The organism is Phaeobacter sp. JH20_08, from assembly GCF_048056635.1.
GTDB lineage: Bacteria > Pseudomonadota > Alphaproteobacteria > Rhodobacterales > Rhodobacteraceae > Phaeobacter > Phaeobacter bryozoorum.
Window position 1 is genome coordinate 607063 of the sequence record NZ_JAYMVV010000005.1, and the last position, 12553, is coordinate 619615.

At 61.7% G+C, this 12553-nt stretch carries 11 protein-coding genes; 5 read left to right on the forward strand and 6 right to left on the reverse strand.

Translation table 11 applies throughout. The features are described 5' to 3' along the window. Positions 1 to 8 precede the first annotated feature (8 nt). From VWY75_RS04890 to VWY75_RS04905, 4 genes are all read right to left on the reverse strand, one after another. A complete protein-coding gene (locus tag VWY75_RS04890; RefSeq protein ID WP_340544842.1) occupies positions 9 to 1337 on the reverse strand; it encodes a TRAP transporter large permease in 1329 nt (442 codons plus the stop codon). A gap of 13 nt (positions 1338 to 1350) precedes the next feature. Then, a complete protein-coding gene (locus VWY75_RS04895; RefSeq protein WP_340544843.1) occupies positions 1351 to 1863 on the reverse strand; it encodes a TRAP transporter small permease in 513 nt (170 codons plus the stop codon). A gap of 111 nt (positions 1864 to 1974) precedes the next feature. Continuing rightward, on the reverse strand, positions 1975 to 3120 hold the full coding sequence (locus VWY75_RS04900; RefSeq protein WP_416539260.1) for a TRAP transporter substrate-binding protein: 1146 nt from the start codon (positions 3118 to 3120) through the stop codon (positions 1975 to 1977). A gap of 23 nt (positions 3121 to 3143) precedes the next feature. After that, positions 3144 to 3329 carry a hypothetical protein gene (locus VWY75_RS04905; protein ID WP_340544846.1) on the reverse strand — a complete coding sequence of 62 codons (186 nt, stop codon included), beginning with the start codon at positions 3327 to 3329 and terminating at the stop codon, positions 3144 to 3146. Between the two features lie 128 nt (positions 3330 to 3457). On the opposite strand from VWY75_RS04905, the gene VWY75_RS04910 reads away from it, so the two are divergent. From VWY75_RS04910 to argE, 4 genes are all read left to right on the forward strand, one after another. Further along, the gene (locus tag VWY75_RS04910; protein ID WP_416539261.1) at positions 3458 to 4483 is read left to right on the forward strand and encodes a LacI family DNA-binding transcriptional regulator; all 1026 of its coding nucleotides are present in this window, start codon (positions 3458 to 3460) and stop codon (positions 4481 to 4483) included. A 299-nt stretch (positions 4484 to 4782) separates the two neighbouring features. Next, positions 4783 to 6156, forward strand: a complete 1374-nt coding sequence (locus VWY75_RS04915; RefSeq protein WP_416539262.1) for an aspartate aminotransferase family protein — start codon at positions 4783 to 4785, stop codon at positions 6154 to 6156. 21 nt (positions 6157 to 6177) lie between these two features. Continuing rightward, the gene (locus VWY75_RS04920; protein WP_416539263.1) at positions 6178 to 7362 is read left to right on the forward strand and encodes a M24 family metallopeptidase; all 1185 of its coding nucleotides are present in this window, start codon (positions 6178 to 6180) and stop codon (positions 7360 to 7362) included. A gap of 4 nt (positions 7363 to 7366) precedes the next feature. Then, positions 7367 to 8521: an acetylornithine deacetylase gene (argE, locus tag VWY75_RS04925; protein WP_416539264.1), complete on the forward strand. Its 1155-nt coding sequence runs from the start codon at positions 7367 to 7369 to the stop codon at positions 8519 to 8521. Positions 8522 to 8548: 27 nt separating this feature from the next. Here the strand turns inward: argE and VWY75_RS04930 are convergent, their stop codons facing one another. Next, complete coding sequence (locus VWY75_RS04930) at positions 8549 to 9880, reverse strand: GH1 family beta-glucosidase (RefSeq protein ID WP_416539265.1); 1332 nt, start codon at positions 9878 to 9880, stop codon at positions 8549 to 8551. 39 nt (positions 9881 to 9919) lie between these two features. Then, positions 9920 to 10948: a substrate-binding domain-containing protein gene (locus tag VWY75_RS04935; protein ID WP_340544854.1), complete on the reverse strand. Its 1029-nt coding sequence runs from the start codon at positions 10946 to 10948 to the stop codon at positions 9920 to 9922. 247 nt (positions 10949 to 11195) lie between these two features. Between VWY75_RS04935 and VWY75_RS04940 the strand changes: the two genes are divergently transcribed. Then, positions 11196 to 12548, forward strand: coding sequence for an ABC transporter substrate-binding protein (locus VWY75_RS04940; protein WP_340544856.1), 1353 nt, complete (start codon positions 11196 to 11198; stop codon positions 12546 to 12548). Positions 12549 to 12553 lie beyond the last annotated feature (5 nt).

Genomic DNA, 12553 nt, shown 5'->3' on the forward strand with positions numbered 1-12553 from the left:
AGAGGGTCCTACTTGTAAATATCAGGAAGCAGCGTGGTCGAAATCGCGGGGATATAGGCGATCAGCAACACCACAATCAGCATGGTCAGCACAAAGGGGATGGCGCGGGCGGCGATCTTGAGGATGGACTCGCCGGTGATGCCGGAGACGACAAAGAGGTTCAGGCCCAGCGGCGGGGTGATAAAGCCGACCCCCAGCGCGGTGATCATCATGATGCAGAACTGGATTTCGTTCATGCCGATGTTGTCGGCGAGCGGCTTCAGGATCGGCGCCAGGATCACGATGTTGGGGGTTGTCTCCATCACGCAGCCGGCCGCAATCAGGATGCAGATCATCAGCAGGATCAGCACAGAGGGGTCATCGGTCAGCCCGGTCACAGCCGTCACAAACCCCTGCGGCACACCCATGATCGCCAGCGCCTCTGCCAGCGGCGCGGAGAAGGCGATGATCGGCAGGATCACCCCGTTCACCTTCGCAGAGCTGACCAGCATCGCGGGGAAATCCGCCAGTTTCAGGGTGCCGAGGACAAAGCCCATCAGGATGGTGACGACCACTGCCGTGGCGCCGGCCTCTGTCGGGGTCAAGCGGCCTGAGAAGATGCCATAGAAGATGATCCCCGGCACGATGAAGGCATACCAGCCGGATTTCAGCGACTGGCCCAGATTGCCCAGCCATTCTCCGAACCCCATGTTGCCGCCGGTCTCATAAGTGTAAAGCCGGTTCATGATGATATTGGTGACCAGGATCGACACCAGAATGGCAATCCCCGGGATCAGCGCCGCCAGGAACAGGGTGGAGGCGGAAATTCCCAGCACCAGACCGATGATGATATAGGCGATGGAGGGCGGGATCAGGATGCCGGTACAGGCGCCTGCAGCCACCAGCGCGCAGGCATAGGGGCGTGGGTAGCCGCTTTCGACCAGCCGGTTGATGGTCATCCGTCCAACGGCGGCAGCACCGGCCGCATCGGAGCCGGAGATCGCCGCGAACATGCCGCAGACCAGCACCGTGGCCGAGCCGAAGCCGCCCCGCGTCCAGCAGGTCAGCGCCTCTGCCACATCCAGAAATTTCTTGCTGAGGCCGGTGCGCACCAGCACGTCGCCGGTCAGGATAAACAAAGGCACCGCGGTCAGCGCAAAGGCATCAATGCCGGTGAACAGGCTTTCGCCGATGGCGCTGAGCGGCAAATCTCCCGACATCACCAGCATGGTGATGGCAGCAGCACCAATGGCGGCCCAGACCGGCACCGCCAGCGCAATCAGCGCCACGAACATGATCACCGGCAGGTAGAAATCCCATCCCAGTTCGACCGTTTGATTGAGTGAATTCCACAGCATCGCTTAACGCCCCTCAATCAAACAGCTTGTCGCCTTCGAAGACGGGGGTGCCGTCGCGAAGGCTGCGCCAGTCGCGCAGGAAGGATTGCAAGAGCCGCCAGACCATCAGCGCAAAGCCCACAGGCACCGCCATCAGGAACCAGACCATCGAAATCCGCAGCCCGTGGCTGACCGATCCGAACTTGGCGGAGACCAGAACCGTCTCGAATGACCAGTAGAGCGCCACCAGCGCCACGATGAACATCACCAGATCGCCAAAGATATAGAGCAGCGCCTTGGGCCGTGGGCCGAGGTAGTGCATCAGCACATCAATGCGGATATGCGCACGTTCCTTGACCGCGGCGGCGGCACCGATCCAGGCCAGATAGATGAAGGAATAGCGGACGATCTCCTCGCCCCAGATCGAGGAGAAGGCAAACAGCTCGCGCCGGATCACCTCGATTGCCATGGTGATGACCAGCATCACGTAGAACACCAGAAGCAGCCAGCGCTCCGCGTTCTTGTCGATCGTTCGCAGGATCTGCATTGCCGTTCCCGTGGTTCAGGCGCACCCCCGCAACCAGCCCGGGGGACTGTTGCGGCGGCGGCTGTTGGAATAAGGACGGGCGGGGGGTTCGCGCTACCCGCCCGGTCCGGCTCAGGCGTCGTGGACGAAGTATTTGCCCTGGGTGCCTGCGGCCTCCTCCAGCTTGGCGAAATTGTCCATTGAGCCTGCCAGCTCGGTCTTGAAGGAATCCCATTCACTGCGCTGATAGCCGCCGGCCTCTTGCCATTCGCCCAGCTGATCGTCGCTGAGGCTATGGAATTCGACACCGGCCTTGGTCAGTTCCGCCATTGCATAGGCACGGGCGGAGGGCACTTTGGACAGGTTCTGATGCGCGGTCATTTCAGACCCCCACATCACGCCCTCCTGAACATCGGCGGGCAGTGAATTGAACCATTCCAGATTACAGGAATAAACTTGGCTGTCCGGCACCGCCTGGGTAAAGGTCACATGGCTGAGAATATCCTTGAAGCCAAAGACATAGAGCGCCCCGACCGATGGATCGAGCGCATCCGCCACACCCTGTTTGATGGCCGATGGCGTCTCGCCCCAGGCCACCGGCGTCGGATTGGCGCCGACCATGCGGTAATACTGCTGAAGCATCTTCGAGCCTGGCACCCGGAATTTCACCCCGGCCATGTCACCGGGTGACATTACCGCGTTGCCACCCTTGCGCACCGCCACCACACGGGGGTCGATGTTCACATAAAACAGCGCCTTGAACCCTGCGGCCTCCACTTTCGGATGCACCTCCGAGTTCCAGAAATCTGAGGTCACCAGATTGGTGAACCGCTGGTTGGAACCGCAGAGATAGGGCATGTTGATCAGGTCTACGGTAGAAGCAAAGGGCGCGAAATTTGACAGCGAATGCTGCGCCGCCTGGATGGTGCCGCCCTGTACCTTCTGCACCAAAGCGCCGCCCGCGCCGAGCTGCCCGCCGGGGGCTAGCTTCACGTAGACCTTGCCGTTGGTGGCGTTCTGGATGTTTTCCTTCAGATCCAGCTGCATGATCGGATAGCTGCGCGACGCGCCCAGCACATAGGCGGTTGCCACGGTCATGATATGCTCGGCCGCACCCTCACGTTCCTTTTCCTCCTTGGCGGTTTGCGCAACCGCCTCAGTGGACCAGAGCACACCGCCAGCCCCTGCGACCATCGCCGCAGTAAAAGAGCCGGTCGAGGCCAGTTTCAGAAAATTGCGGCGCTCCGCAGATTTGAGGCCATCCTTGCCATTGGTCATTGTCTTCCTCCCTTGGAAATCCGTCAGCTGCCGTTTTGATTTTTCTGGTCAGCCTCTCGTTTGAGAATTGCCGCCACAAACAGAATGGAAGCTGCAAACAGGACCACCATTTCGCCGACATCGCCCAGGAAGCCGCCGCCGCCAAACGCGCCGAGGGCAACATTGGCAAAGAACACGACAAATACGCAAACAGACGCCATCAGAAACATCGCAAGATCCCGGTTTGTATCTCAACATCATTTGTAAGCGCTTACATCAATAATGCAAGCGCTTACATTGGTGGCTGGCAGCTGCCCCGATTTATGCTAACATACGCCAAAGACATGGCAGGTAAGACATGGGAAAAATCCCCTCAGCTCCAACACTTAACGATGTTGCCAAGGCGGCGGGCGTTTCCACCGCGACGGTGTCGCGCTGCCTGAATTCACCTGATCGGGTGATCAAGGCAACCCGCGACCGGGTGATGGAAGCGGTCGAATCGCTGGGGTACACGCCAAATTTCGCCGCGCGGGTGATGGCTGCCAAACGCAGCTTCACCATCGGGGCGATCATTCCCACCATGGACAACGCGATCTTTGCCCGCGGCCTGCAGGCCTTTCAGGACCAGCTGCGCGAGGATGGCTATACGCTTCTCGTCTCCAGCTCCGCCTACAGCCCAGACGTGGAGGAGGAGCAGATCCGGGCTTTGGTTGCGCGCGGGGCCGACGGTCTGCTGCTGATTGGCCATGAACGGGACGAGAAGATCTACCAGTATCTTGCGAAACATCAGGTGCCGGTTCTGGTGGCCTGGTCCTATGCGCCCGACCTGCCTCAGATCTCCGTCGGCTTCAGCAATACCAGGGCCATGTATGAGCTGGCGCAGGCGGTGCTAACGGCAGGCCACCGTCGCATCGCCATGATCTCGGGTATCCGGCAAGGCAATGACCGGGCACAGAACCGCGTCAGCGGGGTCCGCGATGCCCTCCAAGCGCAGGGCTGCGATCCGCAGGCGCTGACATTGATCGAAACCCCCTATGAAATTGAAAAAGGCGCCAGGGCATTTGCTGAGTTGATGGCCCGTGATCCTCGTCCGACCGTGGTCATGTGTGGCAATGACGTCCTTGCAGCCGGTGCGCTGGGCGAGGCGCATCGCCTTGGCATCGCGGTGCCGCAGGATGTCTCGATAACCGGCTTTGATGATATTGAACTGGCGGAGATCGTCAGCCCACCGCTGACGACGGTGCATGTTCCGCACCGTGAAATGGGGCGCAAGGCGGCTCAAAAGCTGATCGCCATGGTTGAAGGCCGTTCCGACGGTCAGTCGATCTGCATCAACACAGCTGTTGTCAGACGGAACTCCCTGGCGCCGCCGCCTGCCGAATAGGGCTGCCGTCGAATCTGTGATACCGCGCGGTTTGGAAACAGATCTGCGGCGTCGACCATCGGGGCAGGGGCCGGCGACCACCGGTCCTAGCCACGGCGCAAAAAAAATCTGTTGCCATCGGCCGGTCTCTCATGGTCCAACTGCTGCACGACCCTGGCAATAAAGGCATTGCGCGCTGCTGTCCGGGTGAGCGGAGCCTTCTTCTGCTCAAAAACAGGCCGCCCCGCTGGCCTGTCGCGTGCAACTGGCTCCCTTCATGTGACCAAAGGCGGCGCGCCGCCATAGCCAAGGACAGAGCCATGCTGCACAACGATCAACTGGACCAATGGGACCGCGACAGTTTTTTTCACCCTTCCACGCATCTTGCCGAATTTGCCCGCGGAAACCTGCCGCAGCGGGTGGTGACCGGCGGCAGTGGCTGCCATATCGAGGATCGCGATGGCAATCGGATGCTGGACGCCTTTGCCGGGCTTTACTGCGTCAACGTCGGTTATGGTCGCCCTGAGATTGCCGAGGCCATCGCCACCCAGGCCCGCGATCTGGCCTATTACCACTCCTATGTCGGCCATGGCACCGAGGCCTCGATCACCCTCGCCAAGATGATCATGGACCGGGCGCCCGATCACATGTCGAAAGTCTATTTCGGCCTCTCCGGGTCCGATGCGAATGAAACCAACATCAAGCTGATCTGGTATTACAACAACATCCTCGGCCGCCCGGAAAAGAAAAAGATCATCTCCCGCTGGCGGGGCTATCACGGATCCGGGCTGATGACGGGGTCGCTGACCGGGTTGGAGCTGTTTCACAACAAATTCGATCTGCCGCTGGCGCAGGTGGTGCATACCGAGGCGCCATATTACTTCCGCCGTGCGGATCGCAGCCAGAGCGAGGCCGATTTTGTCGCCCATTGCGTAGCTGAGCTTGAGGCGCTGATCGAGCGGGAGGGGGCCGACACCATCGCGGCCTTTATCGGTGAGCCGGTGCTGGGCACCGGGGGCATCGTGCCGCCGCCTGCCGGGTACTGGCCCGCCATTCAGGCGGTGCTGGAGCGCCACGATATCCTGTTGGTCGCGGATGAGGTGGTGACCGGTTTTGGCCGGTTGGGCACGATGTTCGGCTCTGATCACTACGGCATGCGATCCGATCTTATCACCATCGCCAAGGGGTTGACCTCAGCCTATGCGCCGCTGTCGGGCTCTATCGTGTCAGACAAGATGTGGCAGGTTCTGGAGCGCGGCACAGATGAGAACGGCCCGATTGGTCATGGCTGGACCTATTCGGCGCATCCCATCGGCGCCGCCGCTGGCGTGGCCAACCTCAATCTGATCGACCAGCTCGGACTTGTCGAAAACGCCGGTGCCATTGGCGCCTACCTCAATGATCAGATGCGCAAGGCGCTGGGAGACCATCCCAATGTGGGCGACGTGCGCGGCGAGGGGATGCTCTGCGCGGTGGAATTCGTGGCCGACCGCGATGATCGCCGTTTCTTTGACGCCAGTGATAAGATCGGACCGCAGATCGCCGCCAAACTGTTAGAGCAGGACAGCGTGATTGCGCGGGCGATGCCGCAGGGGGATATCCTCGGCTTTGCGCCGCCATTCTGCCTGACCCGGCAGGAGGCAGATCAGGTGGTCGCGGCAACGCACCGGGCCGTCACTGCGGTTCTGGGCTGAGGGCAGGAAGGGAGATACAAAATGGTCAAGCCAAATACCCCGTTTGAGCAATCCGAATACCAGCAGCGGCTGGCCAAGACCCGGGCCGCCATGGCTGCCGCCGGTCTGGATGCGCTCTTTGTCACCGATCCCTCCAATCAGGCCTGGCTCACCGGCTATGACGGCTGGTCCTTCTATGTCCATCAGGGGGTGATCGTCACCCATGACGATGACCCGATCTGGTGGGGGCGGCATATGGACATGATGGGGGCCCGCCGCACCTGCTGGATGGCTCAGGACAGGCTTCTCGGCTACGGCGATCACTATGTTCAATCAATCGACCGCCATCCGATGCAGGATCTGGCCGAGCGGCTGCGCGCGCAGGGGCTTGAGGGCGCCCGCATCGGTGTCGAGATGGAGAATTACTACTATTCAGCCAAGGCACATGCGGTACTGGCGGCAGAGCTGCCTCAGGCCGACCTTCAGGACGCAACCGGAGTGGTCAACTGGCAACGGCTGATCAAAACCGAGGCTGAGCTGACCTTCATGCGCAAGGCGGCGCGGATCACCGATCGGGTGATCCAGACCGCCATCGACCGCGCCGAACCCGGGGTGCGCAAAAATGATCTGGTCGCGGATATTATTCATGCGGGCATCACCGGCGTGGGCGAGGACTGGGGGGATTATCCCGCCATCGTGCCGCTGACCCCTTCGGGGCTGGATGCCACCGCAGCGCATCTGACCTGGGACGGCACCCCGATGCGCGCGGGCGAGGCGACGTTCTTTGAACTCTCCGGCTGCTATCGCCGCTATCATGCGCCACTGTCGCGCACGGTCTTCCTCGGCACTCCTCCGGCGGAGATGCTGCGAACCGAGGCTGCCCAGATCGAAGGCATCGCCGCCGGTATCGAGGCGGCGCGCGCAGGCAATCGCACCTGCGACATTGCCGACGCCTTTATGGCGGTGATGGCCAGACACGGCATCGAACGTTCTGGCCGCATGGGCTACCCGGTTGGCCTGTCCTACCCGCCGGACTGGGGCGAACGAACGGCGTCGATCCGCAGCGAAGACACCACCGTGCTGCAACCGGGCATGGTGTTCCACTTTATGCCGGCGCTTTGGATGGACAGCTGGGGGCTTGAGACCACCGAAACCCTGCTGATCCGCGACACCGGCGCCGCCGAACCGCTCTGCACAGTGGAGCGGAAACTGTTCATAAAAGGATGAGCCGGTGATTGATGAGACCACCCGGATCCTGTCGGATCTCATTGCCTTTCCAACGGTCTCGGCTGACAGCAATCTGGAGATGATTGCCTATCTTGCCAACCGGCTTGAGGACTGCGGCGCCAGTGTTGATGTGCTGTTTGATGCCAGCGGTCAGAAGGCAAACCTCTTCGCCACGCTTGGCCCGGACGCCGATGGCGGGATCGTGCTGTCAGGCCATAGCGATGTGGTGCCGGTGACCGATCAGGACTGGAGCAGTGACCCCTTCACGATGGTGGAGCGCGACGGGCGGCTCTACGGACGCGGCACTTGCGACATGAAAGGTTTCATCGCGGCGACCCTCGCCATGGCGCCGCAGTTCGCCGGGCAGATCGGCAAGCGTCCCCTGCATTTCGCCTTTACCTACGACGAGGAGGTGGGCTGCGTCGGTGCCGGTCATCTGGTTCAGACGCTGCGCGACCGCGAGATCAGGCCACGACTGGCCCTGATCGGTGAACCGACAAGTATGCGCATCATTGAGGGCCATAAGGGCTGCCACGAATACACCACACGTTTTCAGGGACTTGAGGGTCACGGGTCGGATCCGTCACGAGGGGTCAATGCGGTGGAATACGCGGTGCGCTATGTCAGCCGCCTGCTCGATCTGCGCCTGGATTTGCAGCAGCGTACCCCGCCGGACAGTCGATTTGATCCGCCTTGGACCACGCTGAACATCGGTGCGCTCAACGGTGGCAGCGCGCATAATGTCATCGCATCAAAGGCGCAGGTCGATTGGGAGATGCGTCCGGTCCAGCAGGCCGACGCCGACCATGTGAAGGACACGATGGCACGCTATTGCCACGATGTTCTGCTGCCTGCCATGCGCGCGGTCTACCCCGAGGCCAGCATCGAGACCGAGGTGGTGGGAGAGGTGGCAGGGCTGGTCCCCACCACGCGGAATGAGGCCCGCGACATCATGGCGGAGCTGCTGGGCAGCAAGAGCGCGGAACTGGTGCCCTTCGGCACCGAGGCGGGCTTGTTTCAGGCGCTGGGTATGGATGTGGTCGTCTGCGGGCCAGGGTCCATCGCGCAGGCGCATAAGGCGGATGAATACCTCGCCATTGACCAGCTCGGGCAATGCCTCAGCGTGCTGGACCAGCTGGCAGCGCGGCTGGCGGACTGACGCCAGCCCGCGATCGAAGCACCGGCATCACGGCGGGGGTGCCAACGCCGATTGCAGCGCGCGGTATGATGCCTTGGGGGTGCGGGTCAGCGTGTCGAAATCCACATGTATCAGCCCGAACCGTTTCTCATACCCCAGCGCCCATTCGTAATTGTCCAGAAGCGACCACAGGAAATAGCCCTGCACCGGCACGCCATCCGCAATGGCACGGCGCACCGCGTCCAGATGGTCATCGACAAAGGCAATCCGGGCGTCGTCCTGCACGGTGCCATCTGTCACCATATCCGCGTTGGCCATGCCGTTTTCGGTCACGATCAGCGGCAGATCTCCCGTATAGTCGCGAGCCGTCCGGGTCAGAAAATCATAAAGCCCCTGCGGATAGATCTCCCATCCCATCTGGGTCTTGGGCAGCGGGCCATCGACCTCGGCGTAATGGGGCCAGGCGCCGCTGCCCGGCGCAATCAGCTTGCGGGTATAGTAGTTGAGGCCGCACCAGTCGACGGGGGCTGAGATGGTGGCAAAATCATCCTGCCAGCCGTGCGGCAGATGCGGTTCCAGCCCTTCCAGCGCCAGATCCGGGTAGCGCCCGTGAAAGGCACCGCCAAGGAAAAAGCCATTGTAGATCGCATCATAGCGCGCAGCGGCCTGCCGGGCGACCTCGCTGTTGTCGGCGGGGGCTGCCCATTCCAGATTGAACACGGCGCCAAGGTTCTCCATGCCTAGGCCGCGCATCGTTTCGATGGCGGTGCCATGGGCTACCATCACATGGTGCATCGCCCGCGCCGTTGCCCGGATATCACGCAGGCCAGGCGCATGATGGCCAAGGAAATGCGACAGCCAGCCTACGCACCATGGTTCATTGATCGGCGCCGCGGAATACATCCGGTCGCCAATGCGGCCCATGATGACCGCGGTAAAGTCGCCAAACCAATTGGCGATATCGGCGTTGCGCCAGCCTCCCATATCGGCCAGCGCCTGTGGCAATTCCCAGTGGTAGAGCGTCACGCAGGGTTTCAGCCCCCGCTCCAGCATCGCATCCGTCAGCCGGTCGTAGAAATCCAGCCCGTCGGGGTTGGGTGTGCCACGCCCCTCGGGCAGAACCCGCGCCCAGCTGGTGGAGAACCGGTAGCAGTCAAACCCGGCAGCTGCCGCCAGATCCAGATCCTCAGCGTAGCGGTGGTAATGATCGCAGGCGCGCTGGCCGTGCTCGGCTCGCACTACATTGCCGGGGGTGGCGGCGAAACTGTCCCAATGGGTCGCCCCGGCGCCGCCAAACCCGTGTCCTTCGATCTGATAGGCCGAGGTTGCCGCGCCAAAGAGAAAACCCTCGGGGAAGTCCTGGCGGCTGTTGCGTAACATGGCGGCTCTCCTGATTGGATGGTGCGGGCAGCGGTGAGCCTAGCGCGACGGCGCAGGCCCGGTGGAGCGGCCAACCGTCAGCTGCGCTTCCAGCAGGCGTGTCAAAGGGGCGTCACCCGGATCGCGGATCTGCGCCAGCAGCAGGTCGGCCAGCTGTCGGCCGGCCTCCTGCACAGAAGAAAGCGTCGCGGTGAATTGCGGCAGCTCATCGCCATTGCGCAGATAGGAGAGATCATCGTCATGGGTGATCACCGAAATATCGCGCCCCATCTGGCGCCCCGAATCCTCGATTGCGCGGCGCACACCCATCGCCGGGATGATCGACGACACCAGATAGGCTGTGGGCGGATCGGCCATGGCCTGAGTGTGTACGACGGTGCGGTGACCGTAGCTCTCGGTCATTTCCTCGGCAAACATCAGCGCGGGATCCAGGGGGATGCCCGCTGCGGTCAGCGCGCATTCGTAGCCTGCGCGACGGCGCCATGCGAAATCCATGCTCTCCAGACCATTGACCAGACAGATCCGCCGATGCCCGAGATCGAGCAGGAATTGTGTCGCCCGTTCAAAGGCGCTTTTGTTGTTCACATCCAGCCAGCTGTACGGCCCCTCCAGATCGGAGGCCCGGCCATGCACCGCAAAAGGCAGGCCAATATCGCGCAACAGTGCAATCCGCGGGTCCGACATGCGCGGCGCATGCAGCACGATGCCATCGACGTTCCGCTTCGCCGCCATCTCGCGATAGGCCTTTTCCTGTTTGCTGTCCTCGACCAGCGACAGCACCATGTCATAGCCGGCCTTGGCGTAGCTCTCGCCCGCTCCGGCGATGAAATCGCCAAAGATCGGGTTCACCATCTCATGCTGCGATGACAGCGGAATCACATGGCCGATGGCCATTGCACGCCCGGTTGCCAGCGCCTTGGCGCGGGTGTTGGGGCGGTAGTTGTGCTGCTCCGCCGCCGCCGCAACCCGCCTGCGGGTGGCTTCGCTTACTTCGGGAAACCCATTCAACGCACGGCTGACCGTTGTCTGTGACAGGTTCAGATGGGCGGCCAGTTCCTTCAGATTCATACGGAAAGTCTCCAAAGCGCTTTGATATTTCGGGCGCATATCGCAACGCGGTGCTCATGCTCAGGTAGTTATGGCAGGGGTGAGGTGAGGCTGGCAAGGGTCGTTTAAATTAAGAGATAAGAGGTGTTTCTTGGTAATTTGTTGACAGCGCCGCGCGAATCTAGAAGTGTAGCGAAATCCAAAGCGCTTTGGATAACCGGATCAAACAGGATCTGGCAGGGCGTTGTGATTATCGGGAGGAAATATCATGAAACGCAGGCTTACTGCCGCTGCGGGCGTGTTGGCATTGACAGCCGGACTTGCGCAGGCCGACGGGGCGCTGACCTTTCCGGTCGGTGAGGGAGAGTTCAACTGGGACAGCTTCGAGGCGCTAAAGGCGACCGATCTTGCCGGTGAACAGGTCACCGTCTTCGGACCCTGGCTTGGTCCCGATCAGGCACTGGTCGAGAAAGTGCTGGCCTATTTTGCCGAGGCTACCGGCGCCGATGTGCGCTACACCGGCTCCGACAGTTTCGAACAGCAGATCGTGGTGGACGCCGAGGCCGGCTCCGCGCCCAACATCGCCGTCTTCCCGCAGCCGGGACTGGTGGCGGACATGGCGCGGCGCGGCTTCATCTCGCCTCTGGGCAGCGACACCGCCGACTGGGTGCGTGAAAACTACGCCGCTGGCGACTCCTGGGTCGACCTCAGCACCTTCAAGGGGCCGGATGGCAACGAGGATCTCTTTGGCCTGTTCTACAAGGTCGATGTGAAATCCCTTGTCTGGTACGTGCCTGAGACCTTTGAGGATTTCGGCTACGACGTGCCGCAGTCGATGGAAGAGCTGAAGGCGCTGACCGATCAGATGGTCGAGGATGGCAATACGCCCTGGTGCATTGGTCTGGGGTCCGGTGGCGCCACGGGCTGGCCTGCCACCGACTGGGTCGAGGATATGATGCTGCGCACCCAGGACCCGTCCGTCTATGACCAGTGGGTCAGCAACGAAATCCCATTCACCGATCCCCGCGTCATCGGTGCGATTGAGGAATTTGGGCATTTCGCCCGCAATGACGCCTATGTTTCGGGCGGGGCAGGGGCGGTGGCCTCCACAGATTTCCGCGACAGCCCCAAGGGCCTTTTCGCCAGCCCGCCGCAATGTCTGATGCACCGTCAGGCGTCCTTCATCCCGGCCTTCTTCCCCGAAGGCACCGAGGTGGGGCTGGATGCGGATTTCTTCTACTTCCCGGCCTATGAAGAAAAGGATCTGGGCAGCCCGGTTCTGGGCGCAGGTACCCTGTGGTCGATCACCAACGACAGCAAGGGCGCGCGCGCCTTGATGGAATTCCTGAAATCCCCTATCGGACATGAGGTCTGGATGGCGCAGCAGGGCTTCCTGACCCCGCACAAGGGCGTCAACACCGACCTTTATGCCACTGATACGCTGAAAAAGATGGGCGATATCCTGTTGTCCGCAGACACCTTCCGCTTTGACGCATCGGATCTGATGCCCGGCGCGGTCGGCGCGGGTTCCTTCTGGACAGGCATGGTCGGCTACGCTGGCGGCACCCCGGCAGAAGAGGTCGCGGCCGAGATCCAGTCCTCCTGGGATGCTTTGAAATAAGTCAC

Bases quoted from the DNA above. Each gene is read 5' to 3' on its own strand.
- VWY75_RS04890 (WP_340544842.1), bottom strand. From the start codon at position 1,337: ATGCTGTGGAATTCACTCAATCAAACGGTCGAACTGGGATGGGATTTC.
- VWY75_RS04895 (WP_340544843.1), bottom strand. From the start codon at position 1,863: ATGCAGATCCTGCGAACGATCGACAAGAACGCGGAGCGCTGGCTGCTT.
- VWY75_RS04900 (WP_416539260.1), bottom strand. From the start codon at position 3,120: ATGACCAATGGCAAGGATGGCCTCAAATCTGCGGAGCGCCGCAATTTT.
- VWY75_RS04905 (WP_340544846.1), bottom strand. From the start codon at position 3,329: ATGTTTCTGATGGCGTCTGTTTGCGTATTTGTCGTGTTCTTTGCCAAT.
- VWY75_RS04910 (WP_416539261.1), top strand. From the start codon at position 3,458: ATGGGAAAAATCCCCTCAGCTCCAACACTTAACGATGTTGCCAAGGCG.
- VWY75_RS04915 (WP_416539262.1), top strand. From the start codon at position 4,783: ATGCTGCACAACGATCAACTGGACCAATGGGACCGCGACAGTTTTTTT.
- VWY75_RS04920 (WP_416539263.1), top strand. From the start codon at position 6,178: ATGGTCAAGCCAAATACCCCGTTTGAGCAATCCGAATACCAGCAGCGG.
- VWY75_RS04930 (WP_416539265.1), bottom strand. From the start codon at position 9,880: ATGTTACGCAACAGCCGCCAGGACTTCCCCGAGGGTTTTCTCTTTGGC.
- VWY75_RS04935 (WP_340544854.1), bottom strand. From the start codon at position 10,948: ATGAATCTGAAGGAACTGGCCGCCCATCTGAACCTGTCACAGACAACG.
- VWY75_RS04940 (WP_340544856.1), top strand. From the start codon at position 11,196: ATGAAACGCAGGCTTACTGCCGCTGCGGGCGTGTTGGCATTGACAGCC.